18 protein-coding genes are annotated in these 17,960 nt (G+C 66.1%); 8 read left to right on the top strand and 10 right to left on the bottom strand.

What is annotated here, in order from left to right:
- Nucleotides 1-719 (bottom strand): DUF1302 family protein (locus E8F11_RS25235; protein WP_280291653.1); only part of this gene is annotated, 719 nt, incomplete at its 3' end.
- A 296-nt stretch (nt 720-1,015) separates the two neighbouring features.
- On the opposite strand from E8F11_RS25235, the gene E8F11_RS25240 reads away from it, so the two are divergent.
- The 4 genes from E8F11_RS25240 (at nt 1,016) to E8F11_RS25255 (ending at nt 5,576) form a co-directional block, all read left to right on the top strand.
- Nucleotides 1,016-2,767, top strand: coding sequence for an FAD-binding protein (locus tag E8F11_RS25240; protein ID WP_280291654.1), 1,752 nt, complete (start codon nt 1,016-1,018; stop codon nt 2,765-2,767).
- Nucleotides 2,768-2,839: 72 nt separating this feature from the next.
- The gene (locus tag E8F11_RS25245; protein WP_280291655.1) at nt 2,840-3,676 is read left to right on the top strand and encodes an SDR family NAD(P)-dependent oxidoreductase; all 837 of its coding nucleotides are present in this window, start codon (nt 2,840-2,842) and stop codon (nt 3,674-3,676) included.
- Between the two features lie 37 nt (nt 3,677-3,713).
- On the top strand, nt 3,714-4,592 hold the full coding sequence (locus E8F11_RS25250) for an SDR family NAD(P)-dependent oxidoreductase (protein ID WP_280291656.1): 879 nt from the start codon (nt 3,714-3,716) through the stop codon (nt 4,590-4,592).
- 78 nt (nt 4,593-4,670) lie between these two features.
- Nucleotides 4,671-5,576 carry an NAD-dependent epimerase/dehydratase family protein gene (locus tag E8F11_RS25255; RefSeq protein WP_280291657.1) on the top strand — a complete coding sequence of 302 codons (906 nt, stop codon included), beginning with the start codon at nt 4,671-4,673 and terminating at the stop codon, nt 5,574-5,576.
- Nucleotides 5,577-5,995: 419 nt separating this feature from the next.
- Here E8F11_RS25255 and E8F11_RS25260 read toward each other — a convergent pair whose 3' ends face one another.
- From E8F11_RS25260 to E8F11_RS25280, 5 genes are read right to left on the bottom strand one after another with little or no spacing between them, the layout of a single operon-like run.
- Entirely contained in the window at nt 5,996-6,772 is a 777-nt protein-coding gene (locus tag E8F11_RS25260) for a glucose 1-dehydrogenase (protein WP_280291658.1), read from the bottom strand.
- Between the two features lie 14 nt (nt 6,773-6,786).
- Entirely contained in the window at nt 6,787-7,542 is a 756-nt protein-coding gene (locus E8F11_RS25265; protein WP_280291659.1) for an SDR family oxidoreductase, read from the bottom strand.
- A gap of 13 nt (nt 7,543-7,555) precedes the next feature.
- Nucleotides 7,556-8,323, bottom strand: coding sequence for an SDR family oxidoreductase (locus E8F11_RS25270; protein ID WP_280291660.1), 768 nt, complete (start codon nt 8,321-8,323; stop codon nt 7,556-7,558).
- A complete protein-coding gene (locus E8F11_RS25275; RefSeq protein WP_280291661.1) occupies nt 8,320-9,177 on the bottom strand; it encodes an SDR family oxidoreductase in 858 nt (285 codons plus the stop codon). The genes E8F11_RS25270 and E8F11_RS25275 overlap by 4 nt, the downstream gene beginning before the upstream one ends.
- On the bottom strand, nt 9,174-9,599 hold the full coding sequence (locus tag E8F11_RS25280; protein ID WP_280291662.1) for a nuclear transport factor 2 family protein: 426 nt from the start codon (nt 9,597-9,599) through the stop codon (nt 9,174-9,176). The genes E8F11_RS25275 and E8F11_RS25280 overlap by 4 nt, the downstream gene beginning before the upstream one ends.
- Before the next feature lie 181 nt (nt 9,600-9,780).
- Between E8F11_RS25280 and E8F11_RS25285 the strand changes: the two genes are divergently transcribed.
- Nucleotides 9,781-10,260 (top strand): nuclear transport factor 2 family protein, encoded by a 480-nt coding sequence (locus E8F11_RS25285; protein WP_280291663.1) that lies wholly within the window; start codon nt 9,781-9,783, stop codon nt 10,258-10,260.
- A gap of 16 nt (nt 10,261-10,276) precedes the next feature.
- Here the strand turns inward: E8F11_RS25285 and E8F11_RS25290 are convergent, their stop codons facing one another.
- Nucleotides 10,277-11,236: a helix-turn-helix domain-containing protein gene (locus E8F11_RS25290; RefSeq protein WP_280291664.1), complete on the bottom strand. Its 960-nt coding sequence runs from the start codon at nt 11,234-11,236 to the stop codon at nt 10,277-10,279.
- 98 nt (nt 11,237-11,334) lie between these two features.
- Between E8F11_RS25290 and E8F11_RS25295 the strand changes: the two genes are divergently transcribed.
- From E8F11_RS25295 to pbpG, 3 genes are all read left to right on the top strand, one after another.
- Nucleotides 11,335-11,775: a thioesterase family protein gene (locus E8F11_RS25295; RefSeq protein ID WP_280291665.1), complete on the top strand. Its 441-nt coding sequence runs from the start codon at nt 11,335-11,337 to the stop codon at nt 11,773-11,775.
- Nucleotides 11,776-11,787: 12 nt separating this feature from the next.
- Nucleotides 11,788-12,177, top strand: a complete 390-nt coding sequence (locus E8F11_RS25300) for a DUF488 family protein (RefSeq protein WP_280291666.1) — start codon at nt 11,788-11,790, stop codon at nt 12,175-12,177.
- Nucleotides 12,178-12,414: 237 nt separating this feature from the next.
- Nucleotides 12,415-13,356: a D-alanyl-D-alanine endopeptidase gene (pbpG, locus tag E8F11_RS25305; RefSeq protein WP_280291667.1), complete on the top strand. Its 942-nt coding sequence runs from the start codon at nt 12,415-12,417 to the stop codon at nt 13,354-13,356.
- A gap of 80 nt (nt 13,357-13,436) precedes the next feature.
- Here pbpG and E8F11_RS25310 read toward each other — a convergent pair whose 3' ends face one another.
- From E8F11_RS25310 to E8F11_RS25320, 3 genes are all read right to left on the bottom strand, one after another.
- Nucleotides 13,437-14,702 carry an MFS transporter gene (locus E8F11_RS25310; protein ID WP_280291668.1) on the bottom strand — a complete coding sequence of 422 codons (1,266 nt, stop codon included), beginning with the start codon at nt 14,700-14,702 and terminating at the stop codon, nt 13,437-13,439.
- Nucleotides 14,703-14,754: 52 nt separating this feature from the next.
- A complete protein-coding gene (locus E8F11_RS25315) occupies nt 14,755-15,828 on the bottom strand; it encodes a TIM barrel protein (protein WP_280291669.1) in 1,074 nt (357 codons plus the stop codon).
- Nucleotides 15,829-15,945: 117 nt separating this feature from the next.
- Nucleotides 15,946-17,442, bottom strand: coding sequence for a PLP-dependent aminotransferase family protein (locus E8F11_RS25320; RefSeq protein ID WP_280291670.1), 1,497 nt, complete (start codon nt 17,440-17,442; stop codon nt 15,946-15,948).
- Between the last annotated feature and the right edge of the window lie 518 nt (nt 17,443-17,960).

Consider the following 17,960-nt stretch of genomic DNA (forward strand, 5'->3'; position numbering starts at 1 on the left):
TCGGTCTTCTCCCACTTGTACTGGTAGTAGGCCTGCAAGCTGAGGCTGTCGGTCAGGTCGATCTGGCCGAATACCTGGCCTACCGGCAGGAAGAGTTCCTTGAGTTCCACCCCGGGGGTGTTGGCCTTGGTTGCATCAACCGGGGCCATGGCGCCGGAAATGCCGTTGCCGATGAACAGGCTCTCACCCCAGCTCACGACCTGGTCGCCGACGCGCAGGTTGAGGTTGTGCCCGCCGAGGTCCCAGGCGCCATAGACATAGGCATCGAGCAGGCGGATGTCCTTGCCATGCTGGTCGATAGTGTCGTGGGGGAAGTGGTTGGGTTGCGAGCAGCGGCCGCCGGCGAAGCAGTTGGAGGTGCCGGTGTGGTTGTCGTTGCTGCGGTTGTAAACGTCGTCGTAGAAGCCGCTGGCACGCATGAACAGGCCGAAGTCCTCCTTCCAGTTGAAGTTGGCCTCGGTGAGGAAACTGGAGCGGTTGGTGATCAGGCTGCCCTTGTCGAAGGCGTTGTTGCCGTCGTCGATGTTGGCGATGGCCGGGTTCGGGAAACCGTTGGACAAGGCGTGATCGCGGGACTCGGTACGCCACGCGAGGCCATAGGTGAGCGTGGTGTTCCAGTCGAGCTTGAGGTCTTCGTTGGGCTGGAACGACAGCGCCTGGACCTGGCTTGCGCAGCCGGTGGCCAAGCCAAGCAGTGCAACGCGGATCGCGAACTGCAAGGGATTACGGGGTTGGCGTCTTGTTGTTTTTATCATCATGTCGCTCTCGGCGTCGCTGGGCACAGCTTGGTTCGCCAGGCCCAGGGTTGAGTTGAGTGTGGCGACGTGACTATGTGGTCGCGGTCGAGGCACAACATCGTCCAAAAAGACTATCCATCGGCACTTGCACTCCGAACGGGCTGAGCGGTCGGTTGGCGCCGTCGCGCTTAGTCCCAACGGACGATGTTGTGTGTCAGGGGCGCACTGAGAATCCGGGCTGATTGCGCACCACGAACAACAACAAGGGAGCAAGCCCGATGAGCGCGAATAGCCCGCAATGGGATCAAAGTTGCGACGTACTGGTGGTGGGTTCGGGAGCCGGTGCGATGACCGCCGCGCTGCGTGCACACGACCTTGGACTGCAGGTCCAGGTGGTGGAAAAGAGCGACCGTTTCGGTGGCACCTCGGCGATTTCCGGTGGCGGCATCTGGATTCCCTGCAACCACCGCATCGCTGCCGTGGGTGGCCAGGATTCGGCCGAGGAGGCCGTCCGCTACATCCGCACCGTTACCCATGACGAGATCGACGATGGCCGTATCGAGGCCTATGTCGAACATGGCCACCGGGCGATCGAGTATCTCGAACAGCACTCCCGCGTACGCTTCGAGGCCCAGGCGGCCTATGCCGATTACTACCCGGAGGTGGAAGGCGGCAAGCCCGGTTTCCGCTCCATGGATCCGCTGCCGTTCGATGCCCGTGAGCTGGGCGAAGAGTTCCTGCGCCTGCGCGAGCCATCCCCCGGCACGCTGATGATGGGCCGCATGACCATGACCATGAAGGAGGCCAGGGTGCTGCTGTGCCGGGGCCCCGGCTGGGTCGGGCTGACCTTGAGGGTGCTCTGGCGCTACTGGCGCGACCTGGGCTGGCGCCTGCGTTCCAGGCGCGACCGCTTCCTCACCCTGGGCAATGCCCTGATCGCCGCTCTGCGCTGCTCGCTGATGGACCGCCAGGTACCGCTCACGCTCGACTGCCGGCTGGAGCGCCTGATCGAGGAAGACGGTCGGGTCGTTGGCGCTGAAGTGGTTCGTGATGGTGTGCGCCTGCGCATCCAGGCCCGGCGTGGCGTGGTGCTGGGGGCCGGTGGATTCGAGCGCAACCAGGCGATGCGTGCGCAATACCACCCACAGCCGTCGCGCAGCGACTGGAGCGCGACGCCGCCCTACAACACCGGTGATGCGATCCGCGCGGGCCAGGCCCTGGGCGCCAGCACGGCGCTGATGGGACACAGCTGGTGGGCGCCGACCACCCATGTCGAGGGCGAGGAGAAACAGCGCGCGCTGTTCGTCGAGCGCACTTTGCCCGGCTGCATCATGGTCAACTCGGCGGGCCAGCGCTTCGTCAACGAAGCCGCACCCTATACCGACATCGTCTACGCCATGTACGAAAACAACCGCGAGGGCGCCACCAGCGTGCCGTGCTGGCTGATCTTCGATGCCGATTTCCGCCGCAAGTATCCCTGTGGCGCGCTGTTGCCCGGCTATGCCATGCCCGACAGCCGCCTGCCGAAGCACCTGCTGAGCTACTACCACAAGGCCGATAGCCTGCAGGAACTGGCCGGCAAGATCGGCGTCGACTCGGCCGGCCTGATGCGCACCCTGGATCGTTTCAACCCCATGGCCGAGGCGGGCAAGGACCTGGATTTCAACAAGGGCGATTCGCTGTTCGACCGCTACTACGGCGACCCGACCGTGCAGCCCAACCCCTGCCTGGCGCCCCTGCTGAAAGCGCCCTTCTACGCGGTGAGGATCGACGCCGGCGATATCGGCACCAAGGGTGGCCTGCTCACCGACGTGCAGGCTCGCGTGCTGCGCGAAGACGGCACGCCCATCGCAGGTCTCTATGCCATCGGCAACACCGCCGCCTCGATGATGGGCCGCACCTACCCCGGCGCCGGCTCCACCATCGGACCGGCCATGGTCTTCGGGTTCCGCGCGGCCGAGCACATCCACGGCTCTGCGCCTGCAGGAGCGAATTCATTCGCGAAACAGGCCGAAGGCCTGTCCTCCTGAATCCGGGGCCGCCTGGCGGCCCTTCGCGAATGAATTCGCTCCCACAACGACTAACAACAAGAGGTAGACGAGATGATCGATTTCGCAGGCAAGACCGTCCTGGTCACCGGCGGTGGCGTGGGCATCGGGCGGGCCATAGTCGAGGCCTTCGCCCGCGCCGGGGCCCGATTGGCGGTCGCCGAAGTGGACGCCGAGCGTGCCGCCGCCCTGTGCGACTGGCTGGCCAGCCAGGGCGGGGAGGCGCTGGTGGTACAGGCCGATGTCACCGATGGGGCCCAGGTGGCCTCGCTGGCCGAACAGGTGGAGGCGCGCTTCGGCGGGCTCGACGTGCTGGTCAACAATGTCGGTGATTCGCTGATGATCGCCAAGCCGTTCGATGCCTACAGCGATGACGACATCGACCGTCTCTACGCGGTCAACCTGCAGCACATCTTCCGCGTGACCCGCGCCATGCTGCCACTGCTGCGCCGCCAGGGCGCCGGCGGCAGCATCATCAGCCTGTCGTCCATCGAAGCCTTCCGCGGTATTCCCAACTGCAGCGTCTATGCCGCGTTCAAGGCCGCCATCGGCGGCTTCACCAAGAGCCTGGCGCTGGAGCTGGGGCCGGTGGGCATCCGCGTCAACCAGATCGCCCCCGAGTCGACCGAAACCCCGCAACTGCCCATGTCGCTGATGATCGCCCCCGAGCACCGCGCGCAGATGCCGAACTGGATTCCGCTGGGCCGCTTCGGCCAGCCGGAAGACATGGCCGGAGCCGCGCTGTTCCTCGCCAGCCCGCTGTCGGGCTGGGTCACCGGCACCACCCTGCATGTGGATGGCGGCGCCCTGGCCGCAGCCGGCTGGTACCGCGATGCGAAAGGCACCTGGACCAACGTTCCGGTGATTACCGGCAACGGTTTCAATTTCTGAGCCTCCAGCATTCGCTGACTGCAAGAAGGAACCCCAGATGAACGCGAAGAATAACCAGGTCGCCGTGGTCACCGGCGCCAGCCGTGGCGTCGGCAAGGGCATTGCCATCGCCCTTGGCGCGGCGGGCATGACCGTCTACCTGAGCGGCCGCTCGGCCACCCAGAGCAACAGCCAGCTGCGCGGCAAACCCTTGCCCGGGAGCCTGGCGGAAACCGCCGAAGCCGTGACGCGCGCGGGTGGCAAGGGCATCGCCGTGCCCTGCGACCACCGTGATGACGAACAGGTGCGTGAGCTCTTCGCCCGCGTCGAACGTGAGCAGGGCCGCCTCGACCTGCTGGTGAACAATGCCACCTTCATCCACGAGAACCTGATCGATCCAGGTCCCTTCTGGGAGAAGTCCCTGGAGATGGTGGACATCCTCGACATCGGCCTGCGCTCGGCCTATGTCGCCTGCTATCACGCCGCGCCGTTGCTGGTGAAGAACGGCCACGGGTTGATCACCTTCGTCTCCTCCTTCGGCGCGGGCTGCTACATGCACGGCCCGGCCTACGGCGCGCAGAAGGCGGGCGTGGACAAGTTCGCCGCCGATATGGCCATCGATCTGGAGAACACCGGTGTCGCCGCCGTATCGCTGTGGCTGGGCCCGCAGCGCACCGAACGTACCGCCATCGCCGGCGCCGAGCGTGCGGACCAGTACGAGGAGTTCCTCGCCATGGCGGAGACCCCGGAGTTCAACGGCCGAGTCATCCATGCTCTGCTGGGCGATCCGAACCTCCAGACATTGTCCGGCCAGACCCTGATCACCGCCGAAGTGGCGCAGGGTTACGGCATCACCGAAGCCGAGGGCCGCCAGCCGCCGTCCTACCGCGAGATGCTTGGCGCGCCGCGCCCGCAGCACCCGGCTCGGGTGATCTGATCGATCCGTTACCGGGCCCTTGCCCCGGTGCCTCAACCCAGGGGCTTGAAACCAGGCCCCAACAGGAGTGACCAAGCGATGAAGATTCTTGTGATTGGTGGAACCGGCCTGATCGGCGGCCACGCGGCGCTTTACCTCAAAGCCGATGGGCACGACGTGACCATTGGCGGTCGCAAACCGGCCGCTGCCGGCAGTGCCTTGGCCGAGCTCAAGCAGCTGCAGGGGGACTATGTCGCCGGCACCTTCAGCCGTGACGACCTGGCGGGTTACGACGCCCTGGTATTCGCTGCCGGCAGCGATATCCGCCACGCCCCGCAGGGCGGCGACCTCGACGCCCACTGGCAGCGCGCCAACGTGGAGGCCATCCCGCGCTTCTTCGAACTGGCCCGCAGTGCGGGCATCAAGCAGGCGGTGCTGGTGGGGAGTTTCTATCCGCAGGTGGCGCCGGAATTGATCGACAGCATTCCTTACGTCCGTTCGCGGCATCTGTCCGACCAGGCCGTGCGTGCGCTTTCCGCTCCGGACTTCAAGGTGTGCAGCGTCAACGCGCCTTTCGTGGTGGGCGCCGTACCCGGCTTGAAAGTGGATATGTTCGAGGCCTACACCCGTTATGCCGAAGGCAAGTTCGCGCCTCTGCCGTTCTATGGTCCGGCTGGCGGCAGCAACTTCATCTCCACCCGTTCGCTGTCCCAGGCGATCCTCGGCGCGCTGCTGCATGGCGAGTCCGGCAAGGCGTACCTGGTGGGGGACGAGAACCTCAGTTACGCGGAGTACTTCGAGACCTTCCTGCGCGCCGCCGGCAACGACGCCGAGGTCCCATCGCTGGACCAGGAACACCCGCTGCTGCCGGACATGGCCCTCTATACCGGCCGTGGCAATACCGTCAGCTACGAGCCGGACGCTGCCGAGACAGCGCTGCTGGGGTATGTGCGCAATGACATCCAGCGCGCGGTGAATGAGGTGGTGGCGCAGTATCGGGGCTGAGGGGCGGGCCTTCGGCCCGCTTTCGCGAATGAATTCGCCCCCACAGGGAAGCGCAGGAGCGCATGGAGGTGCCGGCGCGAGTCACCCCTCTACCTCTGGGAGAGGGGCCGGGGGAGAGGGATGTTGAGCCCTGCGCAGACCTGCGGCCTGCAACGCGAATGAATTCGCCCCCACAGAAAAGCGCAGGGGCGCATGGAGGTGCCGGCGCGAGTCACCCCTCTACCGCTGGGAGAGGGGCCGGGGGTGAGGGATGCTGTGCCCTGCTCGGACTCCGCAGGGCAAACCTGTGGCCTGCTTGGCGAATGAATTCCCCCTACAGGAAAAGCACCCCGCCAGGATCCCGACCCATCCACGACCACCGAGAACCGATGAATGAAAAAGGCCCGCAATCGCGGGCCTTTCCGTTTCCACCCGCCAACTCAGATCGGCGAGCCGGGCAGGCCCTGGTAGTAGAAGCCGGCCACCATCCCGCCATCCACCGACAGCTCGCTGCCGTTGCAGTAACTGGCCTCGTCGCTGGCGAGGAACAGCGTGGCGCGGGCGACTTCCTCCGGCGCGCCGATGCGCTGCAGCGGCACCATGCGGTATTGCTCTGCGAGCGCTTCCCGCGTCGTGCCAGTGGGGTTGGACATGACGGTATCCACGCCACCCGGATGCACCGAGTTGACCCGCACGCCATGCGGACCGAGCTCCAGCGCCGCGACCTTGGTCAGGCCGCGCACGCCCCACTTGCTCGACACATAGGCCGCCAGGGCATTCACCCCGCGCAGGCCATCCACGGACGAGATGTTGACGATGGAGCCGCTGCGCTGCTCGCGCATGATCGGGGCCACGCTGTGGATACCGAGGAAGGTGCCGGTGAGGTTGATGGACAGGGCGCGCTCGAACTGGGCCTTGGACAGCTGTTCGATGGCGCCGAACACCAGCACGGCGGCATTGTTCACCAGCACGTCGATACGGCCGTGGCGCTCCACGGTCTCGCCGACCAGGCGTTGCCAGCCCTCTTCGTCGCTCACATCCAGGCGGTGGAAACTGGCCCTGTCGCCCAGTTCCGCGGCCAGCGCCTGGCCTTCGCTTTCCAGCAGGTCGGCGATGACCACAGTTGCACCTTCCTCGACGAACAGGCGCGAGGTTTGCGCGCCCATGCCGCGCGCGCCGCCGGTAATGATGGCGACCTTGTTTGCCAAACGTTGCATGCGTTTCTCCTTGATTAACCCCAATAGGCCTGGCCGCCATCCAGCGGGATGGTGGCGCCGGTCAGGTAGCGAGCGTTGTCGCTGACCAGGAAGGCCACGGTGCGGCCGATGTCGTGTTCACAGTCGCCGACGCGGCGCAGTGGAATGCTGCTGAAGAAGGCTTCCGCCTCCTTCGGGTTGCCTTCGATCCAGCCACGCAGGCCGGGCGAGAGGGCGTGGGGGGCGATGACGTTGACGCGGATGCCGTCCACGCCCCATTCGCAGGCGGCGCTCCGGCTGAGGGAGCGGATCGCCTCCTTGGTGGCGGCATAGTGACCGTAGCCCGAGGCGTCCCAGCGCACAGCCGCGGAGGAGGCCAGGTTGACCACTGCGCCGTCGCCCTTGAGGTGCGGATAGCAGGCGCGCATCAGGCGCAGGGTGGCTATGGGCCCGGAGTCGATGCCTTGCATGAAGGTCTCGTCGGTGACGTCGAGGATGCGTCCCAGTGGCACGATGTGGGCGTTGTTGACCAGGATGTTCAGGCCGCCGAAGGCCTCAACCACCTGGGCGACGCAGCGGTCGATGTCCGTCTGGCTCATCACGTCGCACGCGACCGCCAGGGCGGTACCGCCGCGACGGCGGATCTCCGCGCAGGTTTCTTCCAGGGTCGCGACGGTGCGGCCGGCAACGGCCACGCGGGCGCCCTCGGTCGCGAGCGCATAGGCGATGCCCTGGCCGACGCCCTGGCCGCCGCCGGTGACCAGCGCCACCTTGTCTTGCAGCATCTTCATTGTGGATAACTCCTTAGTTGCCGGCGATTCCGGAGATCAGTTGCGCGTTGTCGATGCGCAACTCGGCACCGTTGATGAAGCGCGATTCGTCCGAGGCGAGGAACAGCACCAGGTTGGCCACGTCCTCGGGCATGCACATGCGCGCCATGGGGTTGTCGCCGATGCCCAGCGCGACCGGGTCCAGATTCGGCACCAGGGCCTGGGTCATGGGTGTCCAGATGCCGTCGGGGTGGATCGAGTTGCAGCGAATGCGGTAACCGCTGTTCTTGCAGTGCACCGCCACGCTGCGGGTCAACGCGGTGACCGCGCCCTTGGAGGCACTGTAGGCGCACATCGGGGGCAGGCCACCGAGGGCCGCTATCGAGGACATCATGATGATCGAACCGCCACTTTCGTTTCGCTTCATCGCCTCGATGCCGTACTTGCAGCCGAGGAAGTATCCGTCAGCGTTCACCCGCATCACGCTGCGCCACTGCGCCAGGCTTGCCTCCTCGACAGTGCCGAGCGGGCAGATGGCGGCGTTGTTGACCAGCACATCGAGACGGCCAAAGCGTGCCAGGGTCTGGGCGATCGTGCGTTGCCAGTGCGCTTCCTCGGCGACGTCCAGTTCGACGAACAGGGCGCCGGCGCCAATCTCCGCAGCCAGGGCTTCGCCGGCCACGCGGTCGATGTCGGCGAGCACCACGCGGGCGCCTTCGGCGGCCAGCAACAGGGCATCGGCCTTGCCGACGCCGCTGGCGGCGCCGGTAATCAGTACGACTTTGTCTTGCACGCGTTTCATGCGGGGCTCCTTGGGGGTTCCTGGCCGGCCAGGGCGGCGCGCAAGGCGTCTTCGCCATAGATGGCCGAAATCAGGTGGTCCAGTTGGGGATTGCGGCGCAGTTCATTGCCGCCGTCGATGGCCAGGCTCTGGCCGGTGGTCCAGCCTGCCTCGGGTCCGGCCAGATAGCGCACAGCCCCGGCAATGTCCTCGGGCTTGCCGAGACGGCCTAGAGGCACCTCGTCGAGGAAGGGCCGGCACAGCTCGGGGGTGTCGAACAGGTCGCTGGTGGCTTCGCTGTGGAACAGGCCCGGGCGCACCGAGTTGACGCGGATGCCGGCACTGGCCAGTTCTTCCGCCGCACAGCGCACCAGGCTTTCCAGGGCGGCCTTGGCGGTGCAGTAGGACGACAGCCAGCGGAAGGTCATCTGCGCAGCGGTGGACGAGATGCAGACGATGGCGCCGCCGCCGTTGCGGGCCATCAGCGGGGCGCCGTGGCGGATGGCGAGGAAGGCGCTGATCAGGTTGGTGTTCAGTTCGGCGCCGAAGCTGGCCGGGTCATGCTGCAGCAGCGGACGGAAGCCGCCGCCTCCCACCGTGGGGACCAGGATATCCAGGCGCTGCTGCAGGCCGTATGCCTGGTCCAGGGCGCGCAGCAGGTCGTCCTCCTGGCAGGCGTCGCCGACGCAGCATTCGACCTGGGCGTCGGGCACCAGCTCGAGCAAGTAGGCGCGCGCCTCGGCCAGTGCTTCGGCGCGCCGCGCGGTCAGCACCACGCTGGCGCCATCCTTGATCAAGGCCAGGGCACAGGCCTTGGCCAGGGCGCCGGTGCCGCCGGTGATCAGGGCGGTCTTGCCTGCGAGGGGCGCCTTCATGGCGTGGCCCCTTGCAAGGGCAGGTCCTGGCTCCAGTCCAGCAGCAGCTCCCGCCGGGTGATGCGCCAGAGGCCGTCGATGCAGGCGAAGCGGTCGCGGTAGCGGATGCCCCAGTCGAGCTTGCGAACGACGCCATCGGCGTCATACAGGTGGTTGGCGACGCAGTAGGTTTCGGCGCTGGCCTCCAGTTCGTCCACCTCGGCCAGGTGGTTGTGGACATGGTGCTGGGTGACGCTGAAGCGGCCCAGGCCATTCATGCCGTCGACGATGGCCGCCACGCCATCGAAGCTGAAACCCGGCCCCTTGAGGACCGCGTCGGGAGCGAACAGGCGGGCCAGTGCCGCCCAGTCGCGTTGATCCACCGCCTGTGCATAACGACAGACGAGTTCATAGAGCGCTTGCTTGTGCGATGCCTCGGACATGCCATGAGCCTCCTTGTTTGGCCTGCGCAGTTGCAGGTGCGGGGAAGCTCGCATCGCCGGGGCAGAGGGGCATCGGCCGATCGGACTATTGCCCGCCGCGCGGGGCGCTAGTCCCCTCGGACGATGAGCGACCGGGGAGTGACGATTAGGTTGGGCGTTCCCCTTACATGGAGCAGCAGAGATGGCCGACAGCGTTGAAACCTTTCTGGAAATCGAGCAGATCAAACAGCTGAAGTACCGCTACTTCAGGGCGATCGACTGCCATGACTGGGCCTTGTTCGAAACCTGCGTGGCCGAGGACGTGACCACCGCGCTGGACAGCGGCAAGTACGCCTTTTCCGGTCGTGCCGGGTTCGTGGCGGGCCTGCGTGGCCTGATGGACCGGCCGACCCTGCTGTCCAAGCATCAGGGGCACCACCCGGAGATCGAGTTGGTCGCGCCAGATCGGGCCCGGGGCACCTGGTACCTGGAGGACCATGTGATCGACACGGAGAACGGCTGGATGGTGCACGGCACGGCCCTCTACCAGGACGAATACGTCAAGCGCGACGGGGCCTGGCAGATTCTCGCCACCGGCTACCGGCGCGTATTCGAGACGGTCACGGCGCCCATCCCCGAGCAGTTCAAGGTGATCTCCAGCTGGTTCGGCCAGCCCGCCTGAGCGCGGGGCCGCTGGTTCAACCGGCGCGCAGTTCGCGGATGCCCTTGCCCAGCCGTTTGCGCAGCAGGGTGCGCAGGGTCACGCCGTCGGCGTAGCCCACCAGGGCGGCGACCTGGTCGACGCTGTGCTCGCTGGTCTTGAGCAGATGCACGGCGCGCTCGATGCGCAGGTCCTGGACATAGGCCAGGGGCGTCTTGCCCAGCACTTCGTGGATGCGCCGGGCGAGGGTGCGCTTGCTGGTAGCCAGATCCCGGGCCGCCGCATCCAGGTTGAACCCTCCTGCCAGGCGCTCGCGTACCCAGCGGTCGAAGCGCTGCACCAGCGGGTCGGCATGGGCCAGGTGGTCGGAGAGGGCATAGGCCGACTGCGAGGGGCGCGAGTCGACGATCAGGTAGCGCGCCACCAGGGCGGCCAGTTCCGGGCTGGTCTGGCGGATCAGCCAGAGGGTCAGGTCCAGGTGGCTGAGGGCGGCGCCGGCTGTCACCAACTGGCCGGCGCTGACGATCATGCGCCCGGCGTCCAGCTGCACCTGTGGATAACGTTGCCGGAACAACGGCGTCAGCCACCAGGTGGTGGTGGCTTCATGGCCATCCAGCAGGCCGGTTTCCGCCAGCACAAAGGTGCCGATGCAGGCGGCGGCGATGCGCGTTCCGCCGGCAGCCCAGCCGCGCAGGGCGCTGACGGCGTCGGCCACGTCCGGGCGCGCCAAGGCTTCCTGCAGCGGTCCGGGCATCTTGTAGCCCATGGCCGGGACTATCACCCAGTCCGGCGCCGGGCAGTCGCGTACCGGGCGTACCGGCACGCCGAAGCCCAGGGAGCTGCTCACCTCGGGCCGCACCCCGGCCAGGGCCAGCTCGAACTGCGGACAAGGCAGGCCATGCAGGGCGGACAGTTCGTTGGCGGTGGTCAGGGCGTCGAGCACGGCGGCGAGGCCGGTGTCGAAAACCCCTTCGAGGGCGAGGACGGTGATCTTCATGGCGCGATCGCTACCAAAGTTGTCAATCGCGCCAGTATTGCAGAGGGCCCGGTCGCCATACAGTGGATGCCACCACTGCACGACCCCGGAGACCCCTCATGTACCAGAAGACCCTCACCGCCGGCTGGGGCGACATGGACTTCAATTCCCACATGCGCAACACCGCCTACCTCGACAAGTCCGCCGATGTACGCATGATGTATTTCGCCGACTTCGGCTTCCCAATGTCCGAGTTCCGCCGCCTGCGCCTGGGACCTGTGGTGATGAAGGACGAGATCGAGTACTTCCGCGAGTGCCACCTGCTCGATGAACTGCAGATCACCATGAGCGCCGCCGGCCTATCGGCCGATGGCAGCCGGATGCTGCTGCGCAACGAGTTCTTCCGCAGCGGCACCCTGGCGGCGCGGGTGACCTCCACCGTTGGCTGGTTCGACCTGGAGCAGCGCAAGTTGGTCACACCCACGGCCAAGCTGCTGGAGGCCCTCCAGGCCATGGACCGGAGCGAGGATTTCCGCGAACTGCCCAGCAGCAGCCGCTAGGGAGGAGGGGAGATGAGCATCAGTATCGTCCAGCTGGGCACGCCGCGCGGCGCCGATGAGGGGCTGCGCATCGGCACGGTGCGGCGGCCGCCGCGGGGTGTCCCCAAGGCCGAGTTCGCCAGCCGCGACTACTACGACACCTGGTTGCCGCTGCTGGCGCCCAGCGCCGAGCTGATGGCCGAGGGCAAGGCGGCGGAAAGCGACGCCGACTGGGCGCGCTTCGCCAAGCGCTACCGCGCGGAGATGGAAGGCGGCGAAGGCGCCCGGGTGCTCGACCTGCTCGCGGCGCTGTCCCACAGCAGCCAGTTCGCCGTGGGTTGCTACTGCGAGAACGAGGACCGCTGCCACCGCTCGCTGCTGCGCCAGCTGCTGGCCGAGCGCGGCGCTGTGCTGAGGAACTGAGGGGGCCTACCGGCATGATTTGCTCCGCCTGGCGCCGTGGAGCCGGCACCAGTGGCAAGCCTCCGACGATTGGCGCAAAATCGCGCCCCGCCGACCGAAGGTGCTGAGTACGTAGGCGCCTTCGTTCCTATACTTCATTTGTGCAGCAGACCTTCCCTTGCCCCATTTTTCTTTGGATGAATCGTGAGAATCCGCAGTTCGATCACCAAACTTTTTGTTCTAAGCTCCTGCTTTTTCATGCTCGCAGGTGCTCCGGCCCAGGCGCAAGAACCGCCCTTGCCGGTTCGTGACCCGGCAAAACTGCAGATTTCCTCCCGCAGTGCCGTGCTGGTCGACCTCGCCACCGACAAAGTCGTTTACTCGCGCAACGCCGGCCGGGTAATGCCCATCGCCTCGGTGACCAAGCTGATGGTTGCGGTGGTCGTTCTGGAAGCCAAGCAGCCGCTGGGCGAAGTGCTCACCGTCACCATCCGCGAGAACAGGGAAATGAAAGGGGTCTACTCGCGCGTGCGCCTGGGCAGTCAGCTCAGCCGTGGCGAACTCCTGCATATCGCCCTGATGTCCTCGGAGAACCGCGCCACCTCTACCCTGGCTCACAACTATCCGGGCGGCTATTCGGCCTTCATCGCTGCGATGAACGCCAAGGCCAAGGCCCTGGGCATGAGTGGCACCCGCTATGTCGAGCCGACCGGGCTGTCGCAATTCAACGTCTCCACCGCCAACGACCTGGTGCGCCTGCTGAAGGAAACCCGCAAGTACCCGCTGATGACCCAATACAGCACCACCTCGGCCAAGGTGGTCAGTTTCATCAAGCCGCGCTACAGCCTGGGTTTCCGCAATACCAACGGCCTGGTGCGCAAGCCGGACTGGAGCATCCAGCTGACCAAGACCGGCTTCACCGATGAAGCCGGACACTGCCTGGTGATGCTGACGAAGGTGAATTCGCGCCCGATGGCGCTGGTGCTGCTGGACGCCTTTGGCCGCTACACCCACATGGCCGACGCTACCCGCATGCGTCGTTGGCTGGAAACCGGCTACAGCGGCAAGGTGCCGGCGGCGGCGAAGAACTACCGCAAGTACGAGGACAGCAAGCTGGGCCAGGCGACCGTGCAGACCAACGCGCCGGCCAGCACATCGACGAACGTGCCGAGCAATGTGAAGAGCAGCGTGAAGCCGTAACGCCTGGTTCCTACCGGAAGATGCCTGCCCCAAAGAAGAAGCCAGCCGCAAGGCTGGCTTCTTCGTTTCAGGCCACTCGGTCAGCCCAGTGTCACCGCCTCGCCCGGCAGGCCGTGAACGCGCTTCTGCACTGCCCGGTGCAGCAGGCTGGAGACCATGAAGCCGATCACCGCCAGCCCGCTCATCAGGGTGAACACGTAGGTGTAGCCCTGCTCCCCCGGGAAGTGGTCGAGGATGGCGCCGTAGATCACGTAGGCGAACATGCCCGGTGCATAGCCGATCAGGCAGCCGATGCCGAAGGCCGAGCCGGTGATGCGCGAGGGTATCCCCACCTCGCTCATGGGTGCCCAGAACACGCCGCGCATGGTGAAGACGATCAGCGCGAACGACAGGGTGGCGGCCATGCCGGCATAGATGAAGCTCTCGCCCTTGGGAATCGTCAGGATCACCGCCATCAGCGGCAGCAGCGCCAGGAAAGCCCACTTCAGGTAACGGCTCGGGCTTTTGACCAGTTTGTCCGCCATGAAGCCGCCGGCCGGACCACCCAGAACCTTGAGGAAGTACTGGTTGATGATGCCGTAGGCGCCCACCAGGGCCACCGGCAAGTGGTACATGTCCTTCAGGTAGGGGATGAAGTAGGTCAGGCCGCAGTACACGATGTAGACCATGAACACGTTGAGGCTGACCAGCCAGATACCCGGGACGCGCACGGCTTCCAGCAGCCCGGCCAGGCCGATGGTTTCTTTGCTGGCAGCGCCTTGCTTGCTCTCCTTGAGCAGGAACCAGGTGAGCAGGCCGGCGCCGATGTCGATCACCGAGTAGAACAGGATGGCCGACTTCAGGCCGTCTTCGCCGGAGCCCATGGCGACGAACACGCCCAGGGCGGAGAAAGCCACCAGGGTGTCGACGACGCCGCGGCCGCCCTCGAGGAAACCGAACATCCGCCCCTGCTCGGTATCGTCGCCGAGATTGCGGATGGCCTTGAGCAGCGCCGGCCAGTAGATGCAGTCCGCGCAGATGGCGAACAGGCTGAACACGATCAGCAACTGGCTGTAACCGGGGAAGGTGGCCAGGTACAGGCCCAGGGCGCCGGTGCCGATCAGGCCCAGGGGTATCAGTTTGCGGGTGTCGAAGCGGTCCGCCAGGAAGCCGCCGACCACGAACAGCGCGGTGGCGATGATCGCGTTGGCGCTGAGCAGGGTACCGATCTCGGTGTGGGTCAGGCCCATGTATTCCTGCATGGGCACGTAGAAGGCGTCCTTCAGGTTCGCCAGCTTGTAGATGGTCCCGCCGCCGAGGACGAGGACCAGGAAGCGGAGCCACTTGGCCTTGGCCTGTGCTGTCATTGTTGTTCTCCACAGTTTCCGGATTGAGATCTCACCTGTCGCCGCTGACGGCTCAGGCAGGGGATTGGCCGGCCTCGGCCAGGGTGAGTTCGGCCAGCACGCGCAGCTCGGTGAGCAGCCCGCGCACATGGCGGATCTGGTTGTTCGCCCAACGCTGTTCGTCGGCCATCATGCGGTCGGCCGTGTAGCCCGGCGGCAAGGCGGTTTCACTCATCTCCCGGTAGGGGATGAAGGGGTCTTCGGCTTCGTCGGACTGGCGGAACGAGGGGGCGATGTAGTGGTTTTCCTGCTCCAGGATGAAGGCGATCACCTGGGGCTCCCGCTCGCCGAGCATCAGCAGCTCGAACAGCATCCGCGCGCCGGGCAGGTCGTCATCGAGGCTGCCGTGCAGCACGCCGTAGTGGCCGAAACCGTTCTGCTCGGGAACGATGCGCACGCCCTTGAGGTGCACCTGGCGGATATGCGGGGCCAGGGCCTGTAGCGCAGGCAGCGGTTGCTCGCAGGCGTTGATCATGTTGCCGAAGTCGAACAGCGCGTTCAGGCGCGGGTTGCCGACCTGGCGCAGCAGCTGCGCGATCTCGAAGCTCTTGAGTTCTTCGTGCTGCTCGAAGTCGAAATGCAGGTCGTGCTGGTCGGCGAGCTGGCCGAGGTAGCGGAGGTCCGCCTCGATCAGTCCCATGACCCGCGACAGGTGGCCCTCGTAGCGCGAGTAAACGCGGATGTTGCGGGTGCCGACGGCTCGGGCGATGGCTACCACCTGGTCGACGTCTTCACGGCGGGTGCTGCTGATTTCCAGGTGCAGGTCCAGGCCCAGGGCGCGGGCCTTGTCGGCGAAGGCCTGGAGCTCGGCGGGGCCCATCTGCGACAGGCTGTTCTCCTCGCCGTCCAGCAGGTGCAGGCTGAGGCCCTGCAGTTCGTGGCGGTAGGCGAAGTCCAGCATGTCCTCCGGCTTGAGCCGGCCGAGGGTCAGGTTGGTCAGCAGCGGGTAGCCATGGGCGAACAGGCGGATGCCGTCGAGGCGTTCGAGGAGCCGCTGGGCCAGGGTGGGGGTCAGCGGCGGTGGCGGGGCCTCGCTGCTGGCGTTGTGGCGCAGCAGGGTCGCAAAGCGGGCTTGGATAGCGTTCATTCTTGTCATTCCTGAAAAAGGTGCCGGTTTGCCCGGCGCTGCCTTTATCTCTCCGGAATGGCGCTATCGATATAGCCATTATTTTTTAATTGTTATGACCACTTTGGGGGCTGGTCGCTACAGCCGATGGCCCAGCTTCTCCAAGGCCCGCGCCAGCGCCTCGACCTTCTGCGCGGCCTGTTCCTCGGGGGTGCCGGCAAAGCCGATGAGCAGTCCCGGCGGCAGGTAGCGCTTGAGGCAGTAGTCGCCGAGGGCATAGGTGTAGATCTCCTGCCGGGCGAGGCCAAGGGCGATGGCGTCTTCATCCGCGGCGTCATCCAGCCAGCCGATCAGGTGCAGGCCGGCCTCCACGGGGGCGACTCGCATGAAGCCGCCCAGGCGGCGCTGCAACTGCTCCAGCAGGCGCGCCTGGCGGCCCTGGTAAAGCGCGCGCATGCGACGGATGTGGCCGAGGAAGTGGCCCTCGATCATGAAGTCGGCGGTGGTTTCCTGGTGCAGGGTGGAGGGGCTGCGGTCCATCACCGCGCGGATGGCGCAGAAGGGCTCGACCAGCGCCTCGGGGAGGATCACATAACCCAGCCGCAGGGACGGGTAGAGCACCTTGCTGAAGGTGCCGACGTAGATGACCTTCTGCCACGGGTCCATGGCGAAGAGTGCCGGCAAGGGACGGCCGACGTAGCGGAACTCGCTGTCGCAGTCGTCCTCGACTATCCAGCCGTGGCCACGGCCGGCCCACTCGATCAGCTCCTGGCGGCGGGCGTAGCTCATGGTGGTGCCCAGCGGGTGCTGGCGCGAGGGCGTGGTGAAGGCCAGGCGGGCATCGGGGCATTCGCGCAGGCCCTGCTGCACGTCCAGGCCCTGGTCGTCGATGCGCAGCGGCACCAGGCGGCAGCCCTGGGCCTGGAAGGCGATTCGCGCGGCGATATGGCCGGGATCTTCCATCCACACGCCGTCCTGCGGGTCGAGCAGCAGCATGCCGAGCAGGTTGAAGGCCTGCTGGGCGCCGGAGACGATCACCACCTGGTCCAGGCTGCACTCGATGCCACGGGCGTCGAAGACGTACTCGACTATCGCCTCGCGCAGGCGCTGCAAGCCCTTGAGTTCGCCATAGCCGAGCAGCGCCTTGGTCGGTTGGCGCAGGTGACGGTTCATCAGGCGCTTCCACACCGGCAGCGGGAAGGCATCGTAGGCCGGGTGGCTGGGCAGGAAGGAAGTCGGGCATTCGGGCGCCCAGGTGGCGTAGGACACCCCGCTGAAATGCTCGCTGCGCAGCGAGTGCACCGACTGCCCCAGGCTCGACAGGCGCGGTGGCTTGCGTGGGCCGTCGGCGGCGGCGTCGCGGCGTTCCCACTCGTCCCCGACATAGGTGCCGGCGCCGGTGCGCGGTGCCAGGAAGCCTTCGGCGGTCAACTCGTCGAAGGCGTTGAGTATGGTGATTCGCGACAGCTCCAGCTCCTTGCACAGGGTGCGCGTGGAGGGCAGGCGCGTACCGCCCGGCAGGCGCCCAGCGAGGATCTGCTTGCGCACCTGGAGGTAGAGCTGGCGGTAGAGGGGAACGGTGCTGCCGCGATCCAGCTCGATACCTGTCAGCAGCATGCCGCCGGGGGATTTCATTTTCTGCTTGCCTCGAATTGTTCAGCCCGGCCCGAAACAGGCCGGACTGTCATTGTTGGTACTTCGGCCTGTCGCGGATAGGGGCCTTCAAGGAAATTCGAGCAGATGAAATGCACACTGGATTGGCAAGATTTTGTGAGAGCCCTGGTTTGGCACAGTGCAGCCGGTAGCTTCCCTCACCCCCGGCCCCTCTCCCTGAAGTGGAGAGGGGTGACTCGCGCCTGACAGGGCGCAGCAATCCTGATGCCTGGTCATTGCCTGAACCTGTGTAGAAGAGGTGGGGCAGCGACTCTGCCCCGTCAGGAGGCCGAGTGGAATCGTTGTGCAGGGGGATGAGCGGCATGGATGCCGCGAGAGGCGTGTGGGGCCATGGATGGCCCCTCACGCCGTGCCCCCGGAGCAACGATGGAGCGAGGGGACCCCGGCGAAGCCGGGGCCGGATGCAGGGGCGAGCGTTCTTGGTTACTTCTTTGGCGTTTGAAAGAAGTGACTCGCCCGGGAGGGCGAAACAGAAACCC

Source organism: Pseudomonas sp. BN417 (assembly GCF_029871205.1).
In the GTDB taxonomy this organism is placed as follows: Bacteria; Pseudomonadota; Gammaproteobacteria; order Pseudomonadales; family Pseudomonadaceae; genus Metapseudomonas.

Excerpts from the sequence above, each read along its gene's own strand:
- E8F11_RS25270 (WP_280291660.1), bottom strand. The coding sequence starts at position 8,323 with ATGAAACGCGTGCAAGACAAAGTCGTACTGATTACCGGCGCCGCCAGC.
- E8F11_RS25245 (WP_280291655.1), top strand. The coding sequence starts at position 2,840 with ATGATCGATTTCGCAGGCAAGACCGTCCTGGTCACCGGCGGTGGCGTG.
- E8F11_RS25290 (WP_280291664.1), bottom strand. The coding sequence starts at position 11,236 with ATGAAGATCACCGTCCTCGCCCTCGAAGGGGTTTTCGACACCGGCCTC.
- E8F11_RS25240 (WP_280291654.1), top strand. The coding sequence starts at position 1,016 with ATGAGCGCGAATAGCCCGCAATGGGATCAAAGTTGCGACGTACTGGTG.
- E8F11_RS25295 (WP_280291665.1), top strand. The coding sequence starts at position 11,335 with ATGTACCAGAAGACCCTCACCGCCGGCTGGGGCGACATGGACTTCAAT.
- E8F11_RS25265 (WP_280291659.1), bottom strand. The coding sequence starts at position 7,542 with ATGAAGATGCTGCAAGACAAGGTGGCGCTGGTCACCGGCGGCGGCCAG.
- pbpG (WP_280291667.1), top strand. The coding sequence starts at position 12,415 with ATGCTCGCAGGTGCTCCGGCCCAGGCGCAAGAACCGCCCTTGCCGGTT.
- E8F11_RS25320 (WP_280291670.1), bottom strand. The coding sequence starts at position 17,442 with ATGAAATCCCCCGGCGGCATGCTGCTGACAGGTATCGAGCTGGATCGC.
- E8F11_RS25300 (WP_280291666.1), top strand. The coding sequence starts at position 11,788 with ATGAGCATCAGTATCGTCCAGCTGGGCACGCCGCGCGGCGCCGATGAG.
- E8F11_RS25310 (WP_280291668.1), bottom strand. The coding sequence starts at position 14,702 with ATGACAGCACAGGCCAAGGCCAAGTGGCTCCGCTTCCTGGTCCTCGTC.
- E8F11_RS25255 (WP_280291657.1), top strand. The coding sequence starts at position 4,671 with ATGAAGATTCTTGTGATTGGTGGAACCGGCCTGATCGGCGGCCACGCG.
- E8F11_RS25260 (WP_280291658.1), bottom strand. The coding sequence starts at position 6,772 with ATGCAACGTTTGGCAAACAAGGTCGCCATCATTACCGGCGGCGCGCGC.
- E8F11_RS25250 (WP_280291656.1), top strand. The coding sequence starts at position 3,714 with ATGAACGCGAAGAATAACCAGGTCGCCGTGGTCACCGGCGCCAGCCGT.
- E8F11_RS25275 (WP_280291661.1), bottom strand. The coding sequence starts at position 9,177 with ATGAAGGCGCCCCTCGCAGGCAAGACCGCCCTGATCACCGGCGGCACC.
- E8F11_RS25315 (WP_280291669.1), bottom strand. The coding sequence starts at position 15,828 with ATGAACGCTATCCAAGCCCGCTTTGCGACCCTGCTGCGCCACAACGCC.
- E8F11_RS25280 (WP_280291662.1), bottom strand. The coding sequence starts at position 9,599 with ATGTCCGAGGCATCGCACAAGCAAGCGCTCTATGAACTCGTCTGTCGT.
- E8F11_RS25285 (WP_280291663.1), top strand. The coding sequence starts at position 9,781 with ATGGCCGACAGCGTTGAAACCTTTCTGGAAATCGAGCAGATCAAACAG.